Source organism: Mesorhizobium sp. WSM4310, assembly GCF_007003935.1.
GTDB lineage: Bacteria > Pseudomonadota > Alphaproteobacteria > Rhizobiales > Rhizobiaceae > Mesorhizobium.
Genome location: NZ_VFTA01000002.1, coordinates 1 through 20,802, shown reverse-complemented (window position 1 = coordinate 20,802; position 20,802 = coordinate 1). Strand labels below are relative to the sequence as shown.

The 20,802-nt window shown below is 63.7% G+C and carries 16 protein-coding genes and 1 pseudogene; 8 read left to right on the top strand and 9 right to left on the bottom strand.

What is annotated here, in order from left to right; all coding sequences use genetic code 11:
• Positions 1-27: 27 nt before the first annotated feature.
• The 6 genes from FJV80_RS03115 to FJV80_RS03090 form a co-directional block, all read right to left on the bottom strand.
• Positions 28-1,344 (bottom strand): CmpA/NrtA family ABC transporter substrate-binding protein, encoded by a 1,317-nt coding sequence (locus tag FJV80_RS03115; protein WP_095772749.1) that lies wholly within the window; start codon positions 1,342-1,344, stop codon positions 28-30.
• Positions 1,345-1,701: 357 nt separating this feature from the next.
• Positions 1,702-2,940, bottom strand: coding sequence for a CmpA/NrtA family ABC transporter substrate-binding protein (locus FJV80_RS03110; protein WP_142875529.1), 1,239 nt, complete (start codon positions 2,938-2,940; stop codon positions 1,702-1,704).
• Positions 2,937-3,539 carry an ANTAR domain-containing response regulator gene (locus tag FJV80_RS03105; RefSeq protein ID WP_032931485.1) on the bottom strand — a complete coding sequence of 201 codons (603 nt, stop codon included), beginning with the start codon at positions 3,537-3,539 and terminating at the stop codon, positions 2,937-2,939. Before FJV80_RS03105 ends, FJV80_RS03110 begins: the two co-directional genes overlap by 4 nt.
• Positions 3,540-3,657: 118 nt before the next feature.
• Positions 3,658-3,978, bottom strand: a complete 321-nt coding sequence (locus FJV80_RS03100; protein WP_095772750.1) for a hypothetical protein — start codon at positions 3,976-3,978, stop codon at positions 3,658-3,660.
• Between the two features lie 77 nt (positions 3,979-4,055).
• Positions 4,056-4,850, bottom strand: a complete 795-nt coding sequence (locus FJV80_RS03095) for an endonuclease/exonuclease/phosphatase family protein (protein WP_140891360.1) — start codon at positions 4,848-4,850, stop codon at positions 4,056-4,058.
• A gap of 221 nt (positions 4,851-5,071) precedes the next feature.
• The gene (locus FJV80_RS03090; RefSeq protein ID WP_095772703.1) at positions 5,072-6,535 is read right to left on the bottom strand and encodes a phosphatidylserine/phosphatidylglycerophosphate/cardiolipin synthase family protein; all 1,464 of its coding nucleotides are present in this window, start codon (positions 6,533-6,535) and stop codon (positions 5,072-5,074) included.
• Positions 6,536-6,848: 313 nt separating this feature from the next.
• Between FJV80_RS03090 and FJV80_RS03085 the strand changes: the two genes are divergently transcribed.
• From FJV80_RS03085 to FJV80_RS03050, 8 genes are all read left to right on the top strand, one after another.
• Positions 6,849-7,043, top strand: a complete 195-nt coding sequence (locus tag FJV80_RS03085) for a hypothetical protein (protein ID WP_095772704.1) — start codon at positions 6,849-6,851, stop codon at positions 7,041-7,043.
• 314 nt (positions 7,044-7,357) lie between these two features.
• Complete coding sequence (locus FJV80_RS03080; RefSeq protein ID WP_142875528.1) at positions 7,358-8,275, top strand: AraC family transcriptional regulator; 918 nt, start codon at positions 7,358-7,360, stop codon at positions 8,273-8,275.
• Positions 8,276-8,469: 194 nt separating this feature from the next.
• The gene (locus FJV80_RS03075; RefSeq protein WP_095786922.1) at positions 8,470-8,988 is read left to right on the top strand and encodes an AraC family transcriptional regulator; all 519 of its coding nucleotides are present in this window, start codon (positions 8,470-8,472) and stop codon (positions 8,986-8,988) included.
• Between the two features lie 199 nt (positions 8,989-9,187).
• Positions 9,188-13,717 (top strand): YadA-like family protein, encoded by a 4,530-nt coding sequence (locus tag FJV80_RS03070; protein ID WP_142875527.1) that lies wholly within the window; start codon positions 9,188-9,190, stop codon positions 13,715-13,717.
• 7 nt (positions 13,718-13,724) lie between these two features.
• Entirely contained in the window at positions 13,725-14,285 is a 561-nt protein-coding gene (locus tag FJV80_RS03065) for an invasion associated locus B family protein (RefSeq protein ID WP_095786920.1), read from the top strand.
• 13 nt (positions 14,286-14,298) lie between these two features.
• The gene (locus tag FJV80_RS03060) at positions 14,299-14,967 is read left to right on the top strand and encodes a hypothetical protein (RefSeq protein WP_095792714.1); all 669 of its coding nucleotides are present in this window, start codon (positions 14,299-14,301) and stop codon (positions 14,965-14,967) included.
• A 35-nt stretch (positions 14,968-15,002) separates the two neighbouring features.
• Complete coding sequence (locus FJV80_RS03055) at positions 15,003-15,464, top strand: DUF4189 domain-containing protein (protein ID WP_142875526.1); 462 nt, start codon at positions 15,003-15,005, stop codon at positions 15,462-15,464.
• A complete protein-coding gene (locus FJV80_RS03050) occupies positions 15,449-15,997 on the top strand; it encodes an invasion associated locus B family protein (RefSeq protein WP_142875525.1) in 549 nt (182 codons plus the stop codon). The genes FJV80_RS03055 and FJV80_RS03050 overlap by 16 nt, the downstream gene beginning before the upstream one ends.
• Positions 15,998-16,034: 37 nt before the next feature.
• On the opposite strand, the gene FJV80_RS03045 is transcribed toward FJV80_RS03050, so the two are convergent.
• The 3 genes and pseudogenes from FJV80_RS03045 to FJV80_RS03035 form a co-directional block, all read right to left on the bottom strand.
• Positions 16,035-17,366 (bottom strand): HlyD family type I secretion periplasmic adaptor subunit, encoded by a 1,332-nt coding sequence (locus FJV80_RS03045; RefSeq protein WP_179295798.1) that lies wholly within the window; start codon positions 17,364-17,366, stop codon positions 16,035-16,037.
• A 13-nt stretch (positions 17,367-17,379) separates the two neighbouring features.
• Positions 17,380-19,209 carry a type I secretion system permease/ATPase gene (locus FJV80_RS03040; RefSeq protein WP_245318113.1) on the bottom strand — a complete coding sequence of 610 codons (1,830 nt, stop codon included), beginning with the start codon at positions 19,207-19,209 and terminating at the stop codon, positions 17,380-17,382.
• 78 nt (positions 19,210-19,287) lie between these two features.
• Positions 19,288-20,802, bottom strand: a pseudogene (locus tag FJV80_RS03035) (hypothetical protein); the annotation flags it as partial.

Below are 20,802 nucleotides of genomic sequence, written 5' to 3'. Positions count from 1 at the left end.
GCGACAACGGCGCGAGTGCCGTTGGGCCTAAGCCGATGCCTTGATCTTCAGGCTGTCGAGATAGGCGGACGGGTTGGCCGGATCGAAGACCTTGCCGTCGAAGAACGTCTCGACGCCACGCGACGAGGAGGCCGGAATGTCGGCCGCCGCCACGCCGAGGTCCTTGGCTGCCTCGCGCCAGAGATCCTCGCGGTTGACCTGATCGACCAACGCCTTGACATCGGTGGTCGGTGCGAATTTGCCCCAGCGGATGTTCTCGGCGAGGAACCACGAATCATGGCTCTTGAAGGGGTAGGAAACGCCGCCCTTCCAGAACTTCATGTAGAGATCGGTACCGTTGGCGACGCGGCCATTGCCATAGTTGATGTCGCCCTTGAGGCGGCCGATGATGTCGGCGACCGGCACGTTCATCCATTGCCGCTTGCCGATGATGGCGGCCATCTCGTCCTTGTTCTCCTTGGCCTCGCACCATTGCTGGGCTTCCATGACGGCCATCAGGATCGCCTTGGTGGCGTTCGGGTTCTTCTCGATGAATTCGGCGCGCAGGCCGAGCGCCTTTTCCGGATGGCCTTTCCACAATTCGCCCGTGGTGGCGGCGGTGAAGCCGACGCCCTGGTGGACGAGCTGCTCGTTCCACGGCTCGCCGACGCAGAAGACGTCCATGTTGCCGACCTTCATGTTGGCCACCATTTGCGGCGGCGGCACGACGATGGTCGAGACGTCCTTGTCGGGATCGATGCCGCCGGCGGCCAGCCAGTAGCGCAGCCAGAGGTCATGCGTGCCGCCCGGGAAGGTCATGGCGGCCTTCACTTCCTTGCCGGCGGCCTTCTTGGCGGCGAAGGTCTCCTTCAACTTTGAGGCGTCGAGGCCGACACCGGTGCCGGCATATTCCTGCGCGACCGAGATGCCCTGGCAGTCGTAGTTGAGCCGCGCCACGATCGCCATCGGCATGGGCTGGTTGTTCTGCGTCACCTTGCCGGTGTGCATGAGGTAAGGCAGCGGCGTCAGTATGTGGGCGCCGTCGATGCCGTTGGCGGCACCGCCAAGCATCAAATTGTCGCGCGTCGCACCCCAGGAGGCCTGCTTCAGCACCTCGACATCGGGCATGCCGAATTTGGCGAACAGACCTTTCTCCTTGGCGACCATCAGGGGCGCGGCATCGGTCAGCGCGATGAAGCCGAGCTTGGCGCCGGTGACTTCCGGCGCGGCGGTCGCGGCATAGGCGCCCGAGGGGAGCAGCGCACGCGCGGCCGCCAGGGTTGCCGCGGTGGCAGCACCTGCCATCAGAAAACCGCGACGGGTCATGCCCTCAAGAGAGGTTTCAGTCTTGATGCGTTTCGTCATCGTCATCTCCCGTTGGGCACTGCTCGGATCAGCGCCGTCGATTGCGTGTTCGGTCAAAACAAAAAAGCCACCGGCCAGGCCGCGCGCGTCCGTCCATCCGGGATCGCGTGTTGACCTGAGCGGCAGCTTTGCCTGTAGCGCCCGCCATTGGACGCCTGTTACGTGACCCGAGAAGGGTCTGCCTATTGCAATGCAGGAACCGTGCCAGTTTCGGAGCAGATGACAAACACAAATAAAATCAACTATATAGTACAGCTATCGGCGCAAGAACCCGCAGGGTGGACAAGCCAAAGATTGTTCATGGGTGCAAATGCACGCACAATTTTTGTGCAATGCACAATAGTGGCGCGGAAATGATCAGGCTTCCGTGCGGGCCGATTTCTGGCGCGCTATGTAGGTGTCGATCTCATCGGGATCGAAGATCTGGCCGTCGAAGAAACCGTCCGGGCCGAGCACCAGGCCGGCGCCGGTCGCGCCGACCGCGGTGGCGACCTTGAGCGCGCCCTCGACCTTCGCATTGGCCCCGGGAAGCGCGACACCGAGCGGCTTCAGCGCCGAGCGGTAGAGGTCGGGCCGGTAGCAATCCCGGGCGATGGCGAGATTGTCAGGCGTGTGCGCGACATGCCCCCAGCGCACCATCTGCGTGTAGAACCACAGCGCATGGCTCTTCCACGGAAAGTTCGCGGCCTTGTCGAAGGGCAGGAAGAAGTCGTCGACATCCAGCTCCGCTCCGCCGCCCAATCGCAGATGGCCGGTCAGGATCGGCATCTGCACGGCCGGCGGCAAGCCGAGGAAGCGGGCCTGCGCCATCACCGCGGCCAATTCGGCGTGGTTGGCCGGGTCCTGGCACCAGCGCGCCGAATGATGCAGCGCGCGCAGCAGCGCCGCCAGAGCCTCCGGTTTCTCGTCGGCCCAGGCCTTGCGCACGCCGATCACCTTCTCCGGGCTGTTGCGCCATATCTGCGCCTTGACGGTGACGATATGGCCGATGCCGGCGGCGACCGCAGCGCTGTTCCAGGGTTCGCCGACGCAGTAGCCGTCGATGCGTCCAGTGGCGAGCGCGTCGGTCATGAAGGGCGGCGGCACGATGACGATCTCGATTTCGCGGTCGGGATCGATGCCGCAAGCGGCGAGCCAGTAGCGCAGTTCGTAATTGTGCCCGGAATGCGGGTGCACCACGGCAAAGCGCAGCGGTTCGCGGCGCGCGGCCGCCCGATCGCGAATGAATGCGCGCAGGGCCGCGCCGGCGCGCGCGGGATCGAGATCGGGTTGGGCGCCATGCGCCGCCATGCCGGCCCAGACAGCGTTGGAGATGGTGACGCAATTGCCGCCGAGCCCGAGCGAGAACGGCACGATGGTCTCGGAAGCGAGCGGCGTCAGCCCGAGATTGCAGGCGAGCGGCATGGGCCCCAGCATATGCGCGAGATCGAAATGGCCGATGGCGATGCGGTCGCGAATGTTGGCCCAGGACGTCTCGCGGTGCAGCGTCAGCTCAATGTCTTCGCGGGCGGCGAAGCCAAGCTCGCTCGCGGCCACCAGCACGGCGCTGTCGAAAAGCGGCATGAAGCCGGCGGTGATCTGATGGCTCATGCTCATTCGTCCTCCGCCGGCCCCAGCAGCCCGGCAGCGGTCACCAGGCTCTGGGCGATGTCGCTGATCTTGCGGTTCTGGTTCATCGCCGTCTTGCGCAGCAGCGTGTAGGCGGCCTCTTCGGAGAGGCCGCGCGACTTCATCAGTATGCCCTTGGCGCGATCGATGACCTTGCGGCTCTCGAGTTCGCTGCGCGCCTCTTCCAATTCGCGCGCCATGCGCGAGAAGGCATTGAAGCGACTCACCGCCATGTCGAGGATCGGCTTGACACGCTCTTGCCGCAGGCCATCGACGACATAGGCCGACACGCCGGCATCGACCGCGGCCTCGATCGAGGCCTGGTCGGACCGGTCGACGAACATGGCGATCGGGCGCTTCACGGCGCGCGACAGCTGGAACATGTTTTCGAGCATGTCGCGGTTAGGGTTTTCGAGGTCGATGACGATGACGTCGGGTTCGATCTCGGCGATCCGCCGCGCAATGCCGGTCACGTCATGGATGACTGTGACAAGCTGATGGCCGGCCTCGCGCAGGCCGGCCTCGATGATCGAGGCACGGATGCGATTTTCATCGATCACCAGGACGGCTAGGGAGGATCGGACCATGCCTGCATTGTGGGGAAGGCCGCGAAATTGTGCAATGCGGCATAGCCACGTCCTTGAAAGGAATGTGGCCATGCCGCCGCCGAGGACTACGTCCTGTCAGAACGGGGTAAGGCGCGGGTTAGCCGCAAACGCGAACGTCTTCGACCACCCTATGGTGGTGGCGCCAATGCACGACTGTTTCCAAATGGCAGCGATGGTGCCGGTGGTAACGCCGATATTGGCCATAATTATCGTACTGAACGCTCTGGTCGTCCTCATATTGGTTGTCATAGCGCCGGTCATGGTGCCGGCGAATAACAATCCCGCCATTGTCGGAATCGTCTGGTGAATATTGGTTGCCGTCGTCGGACTGGATAATCACGCTTGCAGCTTGCGTCGGCGCAATGACCGACGCAGTTGCGGCCAATGCCAAAAGGGACGCTAAAATCAACTTTTTCATTTTGTCCTCCTGCGCGTTCAACACATATAAACTTGACACATAAACTCGCGGATGACCCGGAGCGTTCCACTGTAGATCTACACGCTTTGCGACGCCGGGGACATCATGGCGTTATCGGCGGAAACCATGTGGTCCAGGCGAACGAAGGCCGTGAGCGGCAGATGGTCGGAGGCGACGCGCGAAAGCGGCGTGTCATGGGCTTCGACCGCCGCGATCATTCCGTGCCGATTGGTCATGATCCGGTCGAGCGCCAAAAGCGGCAGGTTCGAGGGGAAGGTGGGCACCGCCGGTGGCTGAGGCCCGAACGTCGCGTGCAGCGTGTTGAGCGCCGAGCGGTTGCCGAGCCGCCATTCGTTGAGGTCGCCGAGCAGCAAGGTCGGCTTTTCATCGGCGCTGCTCATGATGTCCAGCACGACACGGGCCTGTTGCGAGCGCGAGTGGCGCAGCAGGCCGAGATGGGCGGCGATGATGCGCAAGGTGCGGTTTCCGTCGAGGTCGATCTCCGCCACCACCGCGCCGCGCGGTTCCAGGCCCGGAAGCCTGATCTGATGCACATCACGGACGACGCCCTTCTTGAACAGGAGGACATTGCCGTGCCAGCCATGGCCCTTGCCGGTCGCTGAAATCGGCACCGGCACCAGGCCGGTTTCCCGCTCGAGGCGGGGCAGGTCGAGAAGCCCGTCACGGTCGCCGAAACGGTTGTCCGCTTCCTGCAGCGCGATGACGTCGGGGTCGATTTCGCGGATGACGCGGCTGGTGCGCTCGGGATCGAATTTGCGGTCGACGCCGATGCATTTGTGGACGTTGTAGGAGGCAACCAAGGTGCCTGTGGTGGCGGTTGCCTTGTGCGCAGCCGCGTTTGCCTTGCGCATCCGCCTGTCGCGAATGGACAAAAGCATGGTTGCCGGGAGGCTGCGTCCGTTCATCCGCACCGTGTGCCTGCCATGCCTGCTGGTCTCACCATGCACCTCAAATAGAGTCTTTGCGCTTATGTTCCACGGCCGACACCAAACTATCCGTCAAACACGTCGTTTTGTTAAAGCCTATCCAGAGATAGGGTGAGCACCCATCTAGAGATAGGGTGAGAACCCATCTAGAGATAGGGCGATCCCAGCCACAGGATGCGGTCGAACAGCCGGATGATGAAGGGGCGGGCCCGCAAGGAGTCCAGCGTGACGGGACTGGCCGTTTCGATTGCCGATCCGATCCGGGCTTCGATCTCGCGGGCAAAGCCTGCATCGAGGACCTCCAGATCGATCTCGAAGTTCAACCGCAGCGACCGGGCGTCGAGGTTGGACGAGCCGACATAGGCCCACACGCCGTCGATCGACAGCAGCTTGGAATGGTCGAATGGGCCCTCCGTGCGCCATATGCGGCAATAATTCTTCAGGATCTGGTCGAATTGCGCGGTCATGGCGCGGTCGACGAGGAAGAGATTGTTGACCGCCGGCACCACGACATCGATCTCAACGCCGCGCCGGGCGGCGGTGATCAAGGCGCTGATCAGTTCGCGGTCGGGCAGGAAATAGGGCGACATCAGGCGGATCGACTTGCGCGCCACCGAGAAGGCGCCGATCAGCAGCTTGTGGTTGGTCTCATTGCTGGCATCCGGCCCGGATGCGACCGCCCGCACCAGCATCGGCTGGCCGGGTGCCGGCGACAGCGGGGCAATTCGCCAGGCATCGCCCTTCAGCGCTTCGTTGGTGGCGAAGCGCCAGTCTTCGGCAGCGACCGAGAAGAGGTCGGCGACGACAGGTCCGGTGACCTTGAAATGCGTGTCCCTGGCGCTGTTGGAGCCTGCGAACTCGGCCGAAAAGCCCTTGCGGATGTTCATGCCGCCGGTGAAGGCAACGATGCCGTCGACCACAAGGATCTTCCGGTGGGTCCGGAGATTGGCGTAGGGCAGGCGCAGGCCTATGACGATGTTGCCGTTGAAGACATCGGCGGGGATGTTGGCGCGGCGCAGATGGCCGAGGATGCTGGGAACGGAGTAACGGGCACCGACGGCGTCGATCAGCACGCGAACGGTGACGCCGCGCTGGACGGCACCGGCCAGCGATTCCACGAAAAGCAGGCCGACGGCGTCATTGTCGAAAATATAGGTCTCGAGCAGGACGCTGCGCTCGGCGCCGTCGATCGCCGCGCACATGGCGGCATAGGCCTCGTCGCCAGTCTCCAGCACGTCGATGGCATTGCCGGGGTTGAGGGCGCGCCGCGCCACCCTGTCGCCCAGCGTCCGCAGGCCGGTGAAGCGCTGACCGTAGCGCTCGACGATCAGGGCCTCCTCGGCGGCGATGTCGCGCTCGTCCTTGGCGGATACCGCGTCGCCGGTGAGCGGACGCTGCGCCGTGATCGTGGCGCGGCGGATGCGGTTGATGCCGGCCACGGCATAGATCAGCACGCCAAGAATCGGTGACAGCACCATCACGCCGACCCAGCCGGTGGCGGCGCGCACGTCCTCCTTGGTCATGACGGCGTGGGCGATGCCGACGGTCGCCATCACCACCGAGATGATCGCCAGGATTTGGGTCCAGTGAGTCGCAATGGTCTCGAACATTGCCGGGACTATCCAGCGAGCGGTTGCAGAAGGCAATGCGGCCGGTTCATGCCTCGCATTCGGCGGATGGCGGTTGCCGCCTGGCCGAGGATATCTAGCCCCAGTCAGGGTTTGCACCAATTAATTCCCCCTGAACGCCCGCCTTCGAAAACCAACTTGACACGAGGGAAAGCAAAGAGACGGCGTGGTCCTGCATCGTCCTGTGCTGCCCTTGTGGCCCAAGGCTTCCTGTACTTTGGTATCACATCTGTTGTATATCAGCGGGAACGAAATTAGCGGTATAAAACTTGATCCGAGGCGGGAGGGGCGCCGAATGACGAAATTCAACTTCGAGGGGCCTCCCGTGGGGGATGGCGACCTGTCTGCCGAATGCCAGCGCCAGTTGCTGCCTCCCCTCCGTGAGATCGTCCAGGCGGCGGTCGCGGCAGGCTGGAACCGCGACGATGTCCTTCTGGCCTTTGTCGAACTCACCTGGGATCTGTACGAGAAACGTCGCGGTGATCTGTAGCAGCCGGCCGTAGCCGGTCGGCTCGGCGCCCCGTCGTGCCTGGCCGCCGATCTCGGCGCCAAAAAAATGAAGATGGATTCGCCGAAGCCGCGCCCACGGGTGATAAACGGATCTCAGGGATGGCGAAGATCGGCCATCGCCCTGAAATAGAATGCTCGCCAACTTCGTCGATCGGTCATTTTTTCTCTCTTTTCGCGAATAAGAATTTTTCTTTGCGCATGAGAGTTCTTCCCTAGCCGAGACGCCTGCGTTACGTTGGTTACGGGGTGGGGCAAGGGGATTTCAGGCGGCGGCAGGCGGCTGAGGCAACGCAAATGAAAAATGCGGACGAAGCTCGGGAAAGCGGCGTTTCCCGAGGCGTCGATCGGGTGGCCCGATATGTCCTGGACATCATTCCAGAAAGTGCCGGTCCCAGAAGAGCCACCGCACGTGGCAGCGTCATCCATTCCGTCCGCGGCCCAGGCTCGCAGACGTTCCTGGCCAGGGAACATTCCGCGGGCATCGTGCTGAGGCCCGGGCGCAAATTCAGAGCCTCGCTCGGCAGCGACAGAGTTACAGAATACGATGCGCCGGTCGGATGCCTCATCATCAATCCCGCCGGAGTCGACAGCACCTTCGCCTGGACGCAGACCAGGGAAAACGCTGTCGTTTCCATCTCTCCCGAAGCGCTGTCGGAGCTGGCCGCGCACGAATTCGATCGCTCCGACTTGGAGCTCGAGCCGCCTGCGTTCGGCAAGGTCGACCTGAGGGCGCTCAACATCGCCCAGATGATCACCGCGGAGCTGACCGGCACGCTGCCGCCGAACGAGCTCTACCTGGACTCGCTGCTCACCGTGTTCGGCGTGCATCTGCTGCGCACCTACACCGGCCGCAACAGGCAGGCCGCGTCGCCCAAAGGCGGGCTCTCCGCCGCCGGCGCCCGACGCGTGCGCGAATATCTCGACGAGAATTTCGTGCGGAAGGTCATGGTCGCCGAGCTGGCTTCGGTCGCGGGGGTTTCGCCCAATCATTTCATAGCAAGGTTCGCCAGCACGTTCGGCATGCCGCCGCACCGATACCTGATCAACCTGCGCCTGGACTTCGCGGAAAAGTTACTCGTTGACGGCGAGCTCGCAATCGCCGAAGTCGCCTACCTCGCAGGGTTTTCGGATCAGAGTCATCTGGCCTCGACCATGAAGAAGTACAGGGGCAGAACACCGACCATGACCGGATATGCGCCGGGCAGAAAATGAAAGCCCGGGATGGCAAAGTGGCAACACCTGCCGTCCGATAATCCAAGACCGGAATTTTCTACTAAGCTTCCGGAGTTTTCCAAAATACGTCCGTCGCCACAATGCCGCAGGCATTACGGGAGTCATTCGAAATAGCATGCAGCCTGTGCATTATTCGCCATCTGGCCGGACCGATCGAATGAACCGGAGCGACAATGCGGCCACAGCTCGATCAATCACGAATTGTTTTTGGGGGGAACGGGGAGGGCGGTCTCGGGTTGAATTCCATCTGCGAAATATCAAGGGACCGAAAGATGCGGTCTGATGATGGCCCTCCGGGATCGGCATCCGGACCCGGTCCCGCGCGACAGCCGGCGCTGAACGTGAAAGGCGGCCTTTCCGCCCACAGCGCGCGCAAGGTGCAGGATTTCCTGGATCAGAATTTTACACGCAAGATAGCGCTTGCCGAAATGGCAGCGGTTTGCGGGCTGTCATCCTATCATTTCGTGCGGGCTTTCTCGCGGACGTTCGGGGTGCCGCCGCATCAATATGTGCTTGATCTGCGGTTGGATTTCGCTGAGAGGCTGCTTGCCGAAAGCCGCATGACGATCACCGATATCGCCCATTTGAGCGGCTTTTCGAGCCAGAGCCATTTTACTACCGTGATGAAGAAATACCGGCGATTGACGCCTTTGCAGGCTCGCTTCGGCAAGCTTAATTCGAAGCTTAGGTGATATATTGACCGCTTAATTGTTTTACTTTGCCTTATTAAAGCTCTAACTAAAGTAACTATCCGTTAACTCCCGTGAAGTTGCCGCGATTTTTTCTGACAAAACAGCAATTTCGTGAAATACGGCAAACCAGAATCATGGCTTTCTGCGAGTGCTGGAATTTGTCAGACATTTGATGACGGCTGGCGAACGGAGAGGGACCATGACCGACAATCACATTTCGAGTGGCTCGTTTGTTCAGCGTCGCACGACGCATTTCGCCAGGCATTGGATTGCGGGGGCCGAGCACGGCTCCCGCTCGGTTCGCCGCCGCCTGATGGCGGTGCTGCGCATGGCGCACCGCGTGCTCGGCATGCGGCGCAACGGATCTGGACTCGGCATGCTCGGCATCGGCAAGATGTTGGCGGCGGCGCTGGGTGCCATCGCATTGGGCAGCATCGCCACGCCGGCATCAGCACAGGTTTTCGGCGGCGGCGGCACGGCGAACGGGGTACGCGGTATCGCGTTTGGATCCGGAGCCGTGCAAAACGGAGCCGACTCGATAGCCGAGGGCACCAATGCCAGCGCCGGCAGCCAGAATGCCGTGGCGATTGGCTTCGGAACGATCGCCTCCGCGATAAATTCCATTTATCTTGGCTCGCGCACCGCCCCCGGGACAGGTGTTACCGCCCAGAGCGCTATCGGCATCGGTACGGATGTCACCGCTTCGCAGGCCGATGCCATCGCGGTCGGACGGTCATCCCTTGCGTCGGCACAATATTCGGTGGCTCTCGGCCTAAACGCGAAAGCCACGGGCACCGGCGGCGCGATGGCGCTGGGCCAGGGCACGATCTCAAGCGGCGTCAACTCGGTCGCGCTCGGTGTTCAGGCCCAAGCCCTCGGGGCTGGCGCCAACGCCTTGGGCACCTTCTCCGTTGCTTCGGGTGGGAACTCCACTGCCCTCGGCACCAGTTCCACGGCCAGCAACAATTATGCGACAGCCGCAGGCTGGGGATCCGTCGCCAGCGGCGCCAATTCCACTGCCGTAGGACGCCAGGCCGCTGCCAGCGGCATAAACGCCTCCTCCTTCGGAACCGGATCGAATGCGATAGGCGACAATTCTCTTGCTGCCGGCGTCAGCGCCAACGCCAGCGGAGTTGGCAGTACCGCACTTGGTATCGGCACCTCTGCCGGCGGCGCCAGTTCGGCGGCCGTCGGCTTCCAGGCCCAGGCCGCCGGCACCAATGCCGCCGCCATCGGTCCCCAGGCAAATGCATCGGCATCAAACTCGGCAGCCTTCGGCAACGTCGCCACGGCTTCGGGCAATTTCGCGCTGGCCTTGGGCAATTCGGCCGTCTCGAGCGGGGTCGGCTCCGTCGCGGCTGGTTCTGGAGCCCAGGCCACGGACGTCTCGACCACGGCGCTCGGCAACAACGCCGCGGCGACCGCCGCAAATGCCAGCGCGCTGGGGTTGGGCGCTACGGCTAGCGGAACGTACTCCACTTCGCTTGGTTCCACCTCCAAAGCCACCGGCGCCCGTGCGTTCGCAGGCGGCCGTTCGTCCACTGCCGGCGGTGACGATTCCATCGCCATCGGCACGACGGCCGTCTCGACAGGGGCAGGCTCGACAGCAGTTGGAGCGGGCGCGGTGGCACAGGACGTAAACGCGGTCGCCATGGGCACCGCCGCCAGCGCGATCACCGCCGATTCCGTCGCCATCGGCACGGGCGCGGTGGCTGACGGCGGCAAGGCGGTCGCCATCGGTTACGGCAACGAAGCCTATGGCGACGGTGCGGTCGCCATCGGCGATCCGAGCTACGCCAGCGGCACCGGCGCCTTCACCGGCGGCGCCAACAACATCGCCAACAGCGACGGCACGGCGAGTGCCTCCGCGGCCAATATGGCGGCGGGTGCCGTCGCCATCGGCAACAACAACAAGGCTATCGGGCAAGGCTCCGTGGCGCTGGGCAACGGCTCGACGGCGGGTGCCGCCGGCCTCGCCGGCAATGTCGCGCTGGGCGACGGTGCCACCGCGGCGGCAAGCTCCGGCGACGTGGCGCTCGGCTCCGGTTCGGTGACCACGGCGGCGGTCGGCACGCCCAATGCAGTGATCAACGGCACGACCTATGCCTTCCAGGGCACGAATCCGACCTCGACGGTCAGCATCGGCGCGGTCGGTGCGGAACGCACGCTCACCAATCTGGCGGCGGGGCGGATCAGCGGCTCCTCGACCGATGCGGTGAACGGCTCGCAGCTCTTCGCCACCAACCAGGCGGTCGACGCCATCGGCACGACGCTCAACAACATCAATGTCGGCGGCGGCATCAAGTATTTCCATGCCAATTCGGCCCTGCCGGATTCCCAGGCCCTTGGAACCAATTCCGTCGCTGTCGGACCCAACGCCGTGGCCAACAATGCCGGCGATGTGGCGATCGGCCTGAATTCCACGTCAGGAGCAACGACCAATGTCGGCGGAGCGACGATCGGCGGCGTGAACTACACCTTCGCCGGCGGCACGCCGGCGGGCGCCTTCTCGGTCGGGTCGGCTGGCGCCGAGCGCCAGATCCAGAACGTCGCGGCCGGACAGTTGAACGGCGGCTCGACCGATGCGGTCAACGGCTCGCAGCTCTTCGCCACCAACCAGCAGGTCACGCAGAACACGACCGATATCGCCAATATCGGCAGTGGCGTCACCAATCTCGGCAACACGATCAACAACATCGCCGGCGACACTTCGACCGCCTATACCGACGCCAATGGCATAGGCATTCGCTACGCCCGCACCAACGAGGCCGGACTGGCGCAAACCGATTCCTTCGCGCAAGGGGTCGGCTCCACCGCCGTCGGCTACCAGGCGACCGCGACCGGTGTCAGCGGGCTGGCGCTCGGCCGCGACACACTGGCCAGCATCGACGGCAGCGTGGCGCTTGGTTCGGGTTCCGTATCCGACCGGGCCGTGGCGCCCGCCACCGGCCAGATCGCGGCCGGCCCATCCAACTTCATCCAGTACAACACCACCGACAAGACGCTGCTCGGCGCCGTGTCGGTCGGCACCACCTCGGCGTACCGGCAGATCACCAACGTCGCCGACGGCACGCAGGATCAGGACGCGGTGACGGTGCGCCAGCTCGCCGGCGCCATCGCCGCCGTATCGGTCACCTCGACCAAGTACTTCCATGCCAATTCGACGGCGGGCGACTCGCTGGCAGTCGGCGCGGAATCGGTCGCGGTCGGCCCGACCACGGTCGTCAACGGCGATAACGGCATCGGCATCGGCAACGGCGCCATCGTCGACCAGATCGCGCCCGGCGGAACGGCCATCGGCCAGAATGCCCATGTGATGCTGGCCGACGGGCTGGCGCTCGGTACCAATTCGACCGCGGCCGGCGTCCAGTCGGTGGCGCTCGGCGCGGGCGCCAACAGCACCTTCGCCAACAGCGTGGCGCTTGGAGCGCAATCCGTCACCACGGTCGGCGCGCAGGCGAACTACACGGCCTATGCGCTGTCGGGCTCACAGGCCTCGGCCGGCGAAGTGTCGATCGGCGGCGCCGGAGCCGAACGCAAGCTCACCAATGTCGCGGCGGGCTCGGCCAACACCGATGCCGTCAACGTCTCGCAGCTTAAGGGCGTGTCGCAAAACATCAGCAACCTGTTCGGCGGCGGCACCACGGTCAATCCCGACGGTTCGATCACCGGCCCGACCTATACCATCCAGGGCAACAATTATTCGACCGTCTATGACGGGTTCACGGCCGTCAACAATGCGCTGACCAACATCAGCAATGGCGGCGGCATCAAGTATTTCCACGCCAATTCGACGCTGGCCGACTCCACCGCCAGCGGCACCGACAGCGTGGCGATCGGGCCGGCCAGCGTGGCCAGCGGCACCAACAGCCTTGCCGCCGGCAATGGCTCGACAGCCACCGGACAAGGCGCGGTGGCGCTTGGTCAGGGCGCCAAGGCCAACAATGCCAATGACGTGGCGCTGGGTTCGGGCTCGGTGACGCAGGCCGCGGTCGGCACCTCCAGCACCGTCATCAACGGCAAGACCTATGCCTTCGCCGGCACCACCCCGACCGGGACCGTCAGCGTCGGCGACGCCGGCGCCGAGCGCACGATCACCAATGTCGCCGCCGGACGGGTCAACGCCGGCAGCACCGACGCGATAAACGGCTCGCAGCTCTACGCCACCAACACGGCGGTCGAGGACTTGAAATCGGGCCTTGGATCGCTCACCCAGAATGCCGTCACCTATGACACCAATCCGGACGGCAGCAAGAAGAACAGCATCACGCTGCAGGGCGGCGACGTCAACGCGCCCGTGGTCATCTCCAATGTCGGGCCCGGTGTTGCCGGCACCGATGCGGTCAACGTCACCCAGATGAACAACCGCGTCGATTACGCCATCAACACGTCCAACAGCTACACCGACAAGGTGGCCGCCACGACCTTGCAGCAGGCCAACAACTATACCGACCAAAAGCTCAGCCAGCTCAATACCGACATCGACGGCATACGCGACGAAGCCCGCCAGGCGGCGGCGATCGGCCTTGCCGCGGCCTCGCTGCGCTACGATGACCGGCCCGGCAAGCTGAGCGTCGCGGCGGGCGGCGGCTTCTGGCGGGATTCGAGCGCCCTGGCCTTCGGTGCGGGCTACACCAGCGAGGACGGCCGCATCCGCGGCAACGTGTCGGGCACGGCCGCCGGCGGTCATGTCGGCGTCGGCGCCGGCATCAGCTTCACCTTGAACTGAGGCAGGAATGAAAGGACTTGCCGTACTGACTTGCCTGGTGCTCTGCGGCGGCCTCGCGCCGGCCGCGGGGCAGGTGGCGTCGCCCTACAGGATCAAGCCTTCGGATGTGGTGCTGCCGCCCGACGTGAAACTGGGAACCTATCAGCGGACGATCCGTCCCTTCGAAAACTGGACGCTGATCTGCGACGAGAACCTCAAAGCCCGCAAGAAGGTCTGCAATGTCTCGCAGGTGATCGAGGATACCTCGGGCAAGATGGCCTTCAGCTGGTCGCTTGCAGCCACGCAGGACGGCAAGCCCTACATGATCGTTCGCACCGCGCCGAACGCCAGGAGCGATGGCCTGGTCTCACTGAAGTTCGACGGGCGGGACCAGGCGATCGACGTCCACCTGAACGGCTGCAATGAAGTGGTCTGCGTCGGCATGCTGCCGGTCGGCCCCGTCATGCGCCAGCAGATCTCGCAGAATGCGACGCCAGCGATTTCCTATCCGACCGTCGACGGCAAGACGATCACGGTGACCGCAGCAACTCTCAAGGGGCTGACGGCAGCCCTTTCGCCACTCAAATGACCGGGGCAGCACAATGAGCCAGCAGGACCAGTTCATGTCCGCAAAACGCAGCAGCCCGGCCGTCGAGGCGGATCGGCAGCGGCTCGTCGAACCGACGCGGCGGCGATGGCCGCGCGTCGTCGGATTTTCATTGTTGGGGCTCGCCGTGGCCGGCCTTGGCTTCGCCGCCGGGAACTATGCCGCGATCGCCAATCTGGTCGGCAGCGCGACGGCCGCACAGGCTGAGACAGCCAACCCGGCGCTTCCGGACACGCCTTTCCTCGAGCATGTCAAGCAGGCCGGGGTGCAGGCCTGTTCGACTATCTATCCGGTGCTCGGGCAGATCTTGACGACAGGCACCAAATACAGCGTCAAATCCTTGTGGAACGATCAGGCCGCCGACAAGCATGCGGTCCAGGCCTTCGTCGGCATGGACTATGCGACGGAACGCTATAGCGGACCTGCCGCGGGCGTCGTTTTCGCATCGCCCACCGCTTCGGGTTGCGAAGGGACGATGGTGCGGGTGGCGCCGTTCGCCAGCCCGTGCGCCGATCTCCCGTCCATTCTTCCGCAAGGCAGCAAGATCACCGACCATCTCGGGCAGGTCGAGGTGTACGAGCTCGGCGGCAATGCGGGTGAGGCCCTTCTCTTGCCGACAGGCAAAAGCTGCGTGGTGATCTCCGTCGCCTCGGCGGCGAAGTAGGCAATGCGACCGGATCAAGGAAAGGGGTGCCGACCATGAGATTACGGGCTTTGGCAGTTTTGGGCTTGACCTTGTTGTGGAGCGGACACGTCGTCTCGGCCGACCTGGTGGCACCTTCGGAACCGCAGCAGGAGGAAAAAGGCATCTGGGCGGCCATCGCCTATTCGCAGTCCGACAGCAAATACGGCTTCTTCTGGGGCGCCGACAAGCGGCAGGAGGCGAAGGACATCGCGCAGAAATATTGCGAGAACGCCGGCGGCAAGGCCTGCAACGTCGTCTCCGTCTTCCGCAACCATCGCCATTGGACTGATGACGACGAGACCGGCTTTCCCTACAAGCACTGCGGCGCGCTCGCCCTGGCCGACAAGGTCGAGAACCGTTTCACGCCCTGGGGCGTGAACTCGGCCGAGACCCGCCGGGAGGCCGAAGACCTTGCCTTGCAGGCCTGCGAGGCGTCAGGGGCCAAATGCAAGATTCGCGAATGGGTCTGCACATGAAGCGTGGCCTCAAGGCCGCCTGCGCATACGGGGCAATCGCATTCTCGTTGATGTCGCCAGCGTCGGCTCAACAAAAGGCCGCGGCTGCTCCAGATGGACCGTCATCGCTGCGCGAAGTCTATGAGGATTGGAGCGTGGCTTGCTCTGTCCAGGAGAATGCGAGGGTCTGCTCGCTTTCGCAGGACCAGGTCCAGAAGAATGGCCAAAGGCTGCTTGCCATGGAGATACAGAGGCGCGCGGACGGGTCGACGACGGCCACCCTGCTTCTGCCCTTCGGCATCCTGCTCGATCCGGGCGTGACGCCCCAGATCGACGATCAGCCGCCATTGTCCCCGCAGCACTTCAGGACCTGCCTGCCGACAGGCTGCATCGCGGTGTTTTCCATTGACCGATCCGTGCTCGGAAAGCTGAGGGTAGGCGAGGTGCTGAAGCTCAATGTCACGACAGATGCGGACACGCCACTGACATTCCCGGTGTCGCTGCACGGCCTGACCGCTGCGCTCGACCGCATGGTCGCGTTGAGCGCACGGTAGGGACAAGGACCTGCGATGCAGCTTGGGCCGCCTATGACTATTTTTCCCGCATCGCCCGGCGGAAGTTCTGCGTGATCGGCTCGGCAAGGTAGGAAAGCACTGTGCGGGCGCCCGTCCGGATCATCGCCTCACTCGACATGCCGGGCAGCAGCTTGCGACCCTCCAGCTTGGCGAGTTCGTTTCTGTCGATCAACACGGTCGCGGCGAAATAGGGTGCGCCGCTGCGCTCCTCCACCATGCGGTCGGCCGACACGATCTCCACGACGCCGTCGAGCGGCGGCAGATTGTAGCGGGCGAAGGCCGGGAAGCTGACGTGCGCGGGCTGTCCGGGAGCGATCGTCTCGACATCCTCCGGTTTGACCATGGCCTCGACCACGAGTTGTTGTCCGAGCGGTACGATCGTCATCAACGTCTCACCGGGTTTCACGACGCCGCCAGCCGTGTGGACCTTCAGGTCCATGACGATGCCGTCGACTGGGGCGACGACATCGGTACGGGCAAGCACGTCCCTGGCGGAACGTTCCTCCTGTCTAAGATCGAACAATTCCGCTTCGACCTTGCTCAACTCGTCGACGGCCTCGTTCAGCCGCACTGTGCCGAGGTTCAAGATTTGCATGTCGATCTCGGCCATGGCACTTCTGGCGCGGGCGATCGCGGCGATGTTGGTGGCGCGATCCCCCTCGATCTCCTGTTGTTGGCGCCTGAGCAAAAGGTTCCGTTCGCGCGTGGTCAGCCCCTTCGCGAGCAGGGTCTCGAGATCTTTGGTTTCACCCTCGATCGCGTCGATCTGCCTGTCCTTGGTGACGATAAGCTGCTCCAGTCCTGTTATCTCTTCCGCGGTCTGGCGACGGCGCTGATTGAGAATTTCCTGCTCGTCCGTCAAGTTGTGATGCTTGGCCGCGAACACGTCACGCTGCGCGGCAACCGCGTCCTTCGCGGCGGTGGCGGGGTTTGCGAGCAACGCCGGGTCAAACGCGATCTCGTCTTTGCCGTCGCGCTCGGCCCTGAGGCGCGCGGCCAGCGCCTCGCGCGTGGCGATCCGGTTCTGGATCAGGTCGAGCTGTGCCTTTGCCTGGGTGTCGTCGAGCCGGACGAGGACCTTGCCCGCCTTGACGATATCACCGTTGGCGGCATCGAGCTCCGCGATGATGCCGCCCTCAAGGTGCTGGATGAGCTTGCGGTCGCCGGCGACCTTCACGACGCCCGGGGCCACCGCGGCGCTGTCCAACGGCGCCAGGGCCGCCCAGCCCCCGGCCACGCCGAAGAACAGGAACAGGATGGCGAAGCCGGTGTACGTCACGCCCGTAAGACGCAGGGGGACCGGTTCCAGCAGGGAGGGAGGCGGAACGGGTAACGGCACGACGTTCATAGCTGTTCTCATTTCATGCCTGGTTCGCCACGACAGCCGTGCTCATTGCGTTCTGACGCGACGTACGCTTGGAAGAGGGCCGTGGCCCGTTGTCGACGCCGACTACGGCGGTGGAGATTTCCGGCGCCGGATTTGAGGGTATCTGAGTTACCTGGCGGACGCGCGCGGCGAGTTCGTTGAAGACATGGTCGCGTGAACCGAAGAGGTCTTGTTGGCCCCGGTTGAGAACCAATATCTTGTCGACCTTGTCCATCATGTTCGCCCGGTGCGCGATCAGGATAATGGTCGTGCCCGCCGCCTTGACCGCGCCGAGGGCGGCGATCAAGGCGTCCTCACCCTCGCGGTCGAGGTTGGAATTGGGCTCGTCCAGGATGATGAGTGCCGGGTCGCCATAGAGCGCCCGCGCCAGCCCGATGCGTTGGCGCTGGCCACCCGACAGCACCGCTCCGGCTTCGCCGATCTCGGTGGCGTAACCCTTCGGCAGTCCTTTGATCAGTTCGTGGACACCCGCCAGCTGCGCGGCCTTGACCACGTTGTTGAAGACCGCTGGGGTGGTAGTCGCGAAGCGGCAGATGTTTTCGGAGATAGTGCCGGCGAAGAGTTCGATGTCCTGTGGCAAGTAACCGACATAATGACCACGGTCCTCCGATGCCCATTCGGCGACGCTCATGCCGTCCAGCAATGCGCGACCGCCTGATGGGCGCCAGGCGCCGGCCAGTATCCGCGCCAAGCTTGTTTTGCCGGCCCCGCTCGGGCCGATCAACGCCATGGCTTCGCCCGGATTGAGCCGGAAGCTGATCCCTTTTAGTATGTGCTCGCCACCCGGCCGGGCCAGCACGAGGTTCTCGGCCTCGAACCTGCCTTTCGGACGTGGCAGCGGCAGAACCGGTGTGGCTTCCCGGTGCTCTCCGGCAACCGCGGTGAGACGCCGGTAAGCGGCACGCGCTCCGACCGTCGCCTTCCATGTGCCAATCGCTTGCTCGACCGGGGAGAGCGCGCGCCCCATCAGGATCGAGGCTGAGATCATGATGCCGGGCGAAGCCTCGTTGCGAAGCACCAGATAGGCGCCAAGGCCCAGTATGGCCATTTGCAGGGCCAGCCGGTGGCAACGCGCGATGGCCGCGATGACGCCGCCACGGTTGGCGGCTAGAACCTGTCCCTTGTTTGCCTCGTCCTGCTGCGCCTTCCAGCCCTCCAGCAGTGGCTTCAGCATGCCCATCGCCTGCACGACCTCGGCGTTGCGGATCGCCGCCTCGGCCTGCACATAGGCCCGCGACTGTGCGTTCGCAGCCTCGGTCAAGGGCTTGCGTGTGAGGTATTCGTTGAGCACCGCCAGGGCAAACAGGACGATCCCGCCACACAGCGCCAACCAGCCCAGCCAAGGGTGCATGACGAATATGGCGGCGAAGAATAGCGGCGCCCAGGGCGCGTCAAGGATCGGGAAGATGCTTGGGCTGGTGAAGAAATTCCGCACTTGATCCAGGTCGCGCAGGGGACGTGCGTTGGCATGACCGGGCGCCGAGGCGGCATATTCCACCGATGCGGTCAGGAGAACCGGTGCCAATCGCGCGTTCATCCACGATCCGACGGTGGCCAGCAGACGCCCGCGCACCACCTCCAGCCCCGCCATTGTCGCGAGTGCGCCTGCCGCCATCAGCGACAGCATCACCAGCGTCTCCAAGCTGTGGCTGGACAACACGCGATGGTAGACCTGGAGCATATAAAGCGCTCCGGTCAGCATCAGTACGTTGATGCCCCCGCTGAACCAGATAAGCGGCCGGATGGCGCGTCTGGCCTCTTTCATCACCACCTGCAAGGCAGGGGGCTGTTGTCTGTTTTTCATCATCGGGATGACATCTCCGTGCAACGGATTGCGGGAGGCGCAACGGGGGCAGCCATGGCTGCCCCCGTTGGTTACGCGTCAGGCGACATCAACAAGGATGTGCTGCGGCGTCGTCTGGTCCAAGTCCGCGTCCGCCACCTGGAAGGCGAAGTCGAGATGGGCATCCGGCGTCGTGGTCTGCGTCGAGGTGAAGCCGATGTCCGTGATCTTCAGCACATCGTTGTCGGTGGGGTCCCAGTTCTGTAGGGCGAAGGTTGTGCTACCACCACCGGAGCCGGTCGCCCGCTGCAGGTCGATCGCCGTCGGTGTCTCCTGAAGGCCGGCTAAGTTCGGGTTGCTATCGGGGCCGGTGAGACCGTTACCAGACTGCATGATCTGGACACCCTGAAGTACCCAGTTCTCGCCTGCACCGTTGTAGTCATTCCTCTCGACGATAACGAGACCGTCGTTGTTGTCGAGCGGGAAGTCGGCAGCGTAGGCAGTAGGCACCTGCCCTGTCTTGAAGATGTCGGCGTTTGAGACGTACATCGCCTTCGTGGTAAACGTGTCGGCGGCGGTGCCTGTGCCACCCGCGACCCCGTCGGTACCGAAATTGACGAGGTTGAGGATCAGCATCAAGTCCTCGCTGTTGCCGATACCGTCGAACTTGATTGCCATATCGTTGGCCGTCTGGTTCGGGACGCTATTGGCGCCGTCGTCGGTGATGATGCCGGGGCTGTGGTCGAAGAACCGCAACGTCAGCAACTCACCCTTCTGGATCGTGTCACCGGCAACCCCGTTCGTGGCTTGGGTTGCAGAAACCCAATCCTCGAAGTTGCTGCTGATCTGTTGGCCGGCATTGAAGATGGTGTCGTTAACACCGCCGACAACCGGATTGCCGTCACCCGTCGCGTTGAACCCGAAGGGGTTCCCGTTGGGGTTCGAGTTACCGGTGAACTGCACGAAGAAGTCCCGGTCGGTCTGATCGCTCGTGGTGCTAGCGTCGAAAAGCTTCTCCACCACGATGTTTGGGTGACCGACGTTGCTCACCGGCTCCTTGGACAAGAGCTCAGAGGTGTGCAGGATGTCCTTGGTGAAGCCCTCGACCGTGTCGTTCAATGTGATGGTGTAGGTGTCGGCAACCTTGTTGAAGACAAGGGTGCCACCCGCTGTGGCAGTCTGGTTGCCGGCCGTGTTCGGGTCACTATCGTACGAGATTTGCCAGTTGAACGACGCCGAGGTGTCGCTTTCCGACTGAAGCGTCGCGAACGAGCTAAGGAACGGGGTCGTCCCTGGCGTCGGCACAAGGCCGGTGAGGTTACCTGTAAGCCCGATCTGGATACCATCAAGGGCTCCGTTGGCATCGACGAAGTCAGAGTGCGTGGCGTCGTAGAACGAGGCCGGGTGGCTGTCCGTGCCGATGTCGTACCCGAAGGCTCCGGTAGCCGACGCGTTGAGCGTGTTGGCCAGAGCCTCGTGGGTCCCGGTGCCGTTGCCGGTGTTCTGGTCGCCGTCAAACGGCACCGTGATCGTCGGGCCATCGTCCCTGATCTGCACCTTGTCGCCGATGGCGATGTTGGTGCTGCTGGTATCGCCGTCGCCGTCCGTGGCAGT

Coding starts and splice junctions, on each gene's coding strand:
- FJV80_RS03115 (WP_095772749.1), bottom strand. CDS start 1,344: ATGACGAAACGCATCAAGACTGAAACCTCTCTTGAGGGCATGACCCGT.
- FJV80_RS03110 (WP_142875529.1), bottom strand. CDS start 2,940: ATGAGCATGAGCCATCAGATCACCGCCGGCTTCATGCCGCTTTTCGAC.
- FJV80_RS03105 (WP_032931485.1), bottom strand. CDS start 3,539: ATGGTCCGATCCTCCCTAGCCGTCCTGGTGATCGATGAAAATCGCATC.
- FJV80_RS03100 (WP_095772750.1), bottom strand. CDS start 3,978: ATGAAAAAGTTGATTTTAGCGTCCCTTTTGGCATTGGCCGCAACTGCG.
- FJV80_RS03095 (WP_140891360.1), bottom strand. CDS start 4,850: ATGCGCAAGGCAAACGCGGCTGCGCACAAGGCAACCGCCACCACAGGC.
- FJV80_RS03090 (WP_095772703.1), bottom strand. CDS start 6,535: ATGTTCGAGACCATTGCGACTCACTGGACCCAAATCCTGGCGATCATC.
- FJV80_RS03085 (WP_095772704.1), top strand. CDS start 6,849: ATGACGAAATTCAACTTCGAGGGGCCTCCCGTGGGGGATGGCGACCTG.
- FJV80_RS03080 (WP_142875528.1), top strand. CDS start 7,358: ATGAAAAATGCGGACGAAGCTCGGGAAAGCGGCGTTTCCCGAGGCGTC.
- FJV80_RS03075 (WP_095786922.1), top strand. CDS start 8,470: ATGCGGCCACAGCTCGATCAATCACGAATTGTTTTTGGGGGGAACGGG.
- FJV80_RS03070 (WP_142875527.1), top strand. CDS start 9,188: ATGACCGACAATCACATTTCGAGTGGCTCGTTTGTTCAGCGTCGCACG.
- FJV80_RS03065 (WP_095786920.1), top strand. CDS start 13,725: ATGAAAGGACTTGCCGTACTGACTTGCCTGGTGCTCTGCGGCGGCCTC.
- FJV80_RS03060 (WP_095792714.1), top strand. CDS start 14,299: ATGAGCCAGCAGGACCAGTTCATGTCCGCAAAACGCAGCAGCCCGGCC.
- FJV80_RS03055 (WP_142875526.1), top strand. CDS start 15,003: ATGAGATTACGGGCTTTGGCAGTTTTGGGCTTGACCTTGTTGTGGAGC.
- FJV80_RS03050 (WP_142875525.1), top strand. CDS start 15,449: ATGGGTCTGCACATGAAGCGTGGCCTCAAGGCCGCCTGCGCATACGGG.
- FJV80_RS03045 (WP_179295798.1), bottom strand. CDS start 17,366: ATGAACGTCGTGCCGTTACCCGTTCCGCCTCCCTCCCTGCTGGAACCG.
- FJV80_RS03040 (WP_245318113.1), bottom strand. CDS start 19,209: ATGAAAAACAGACAACAGCCCCCTGCCTTGCAGGTGGTGATGAAAGAG.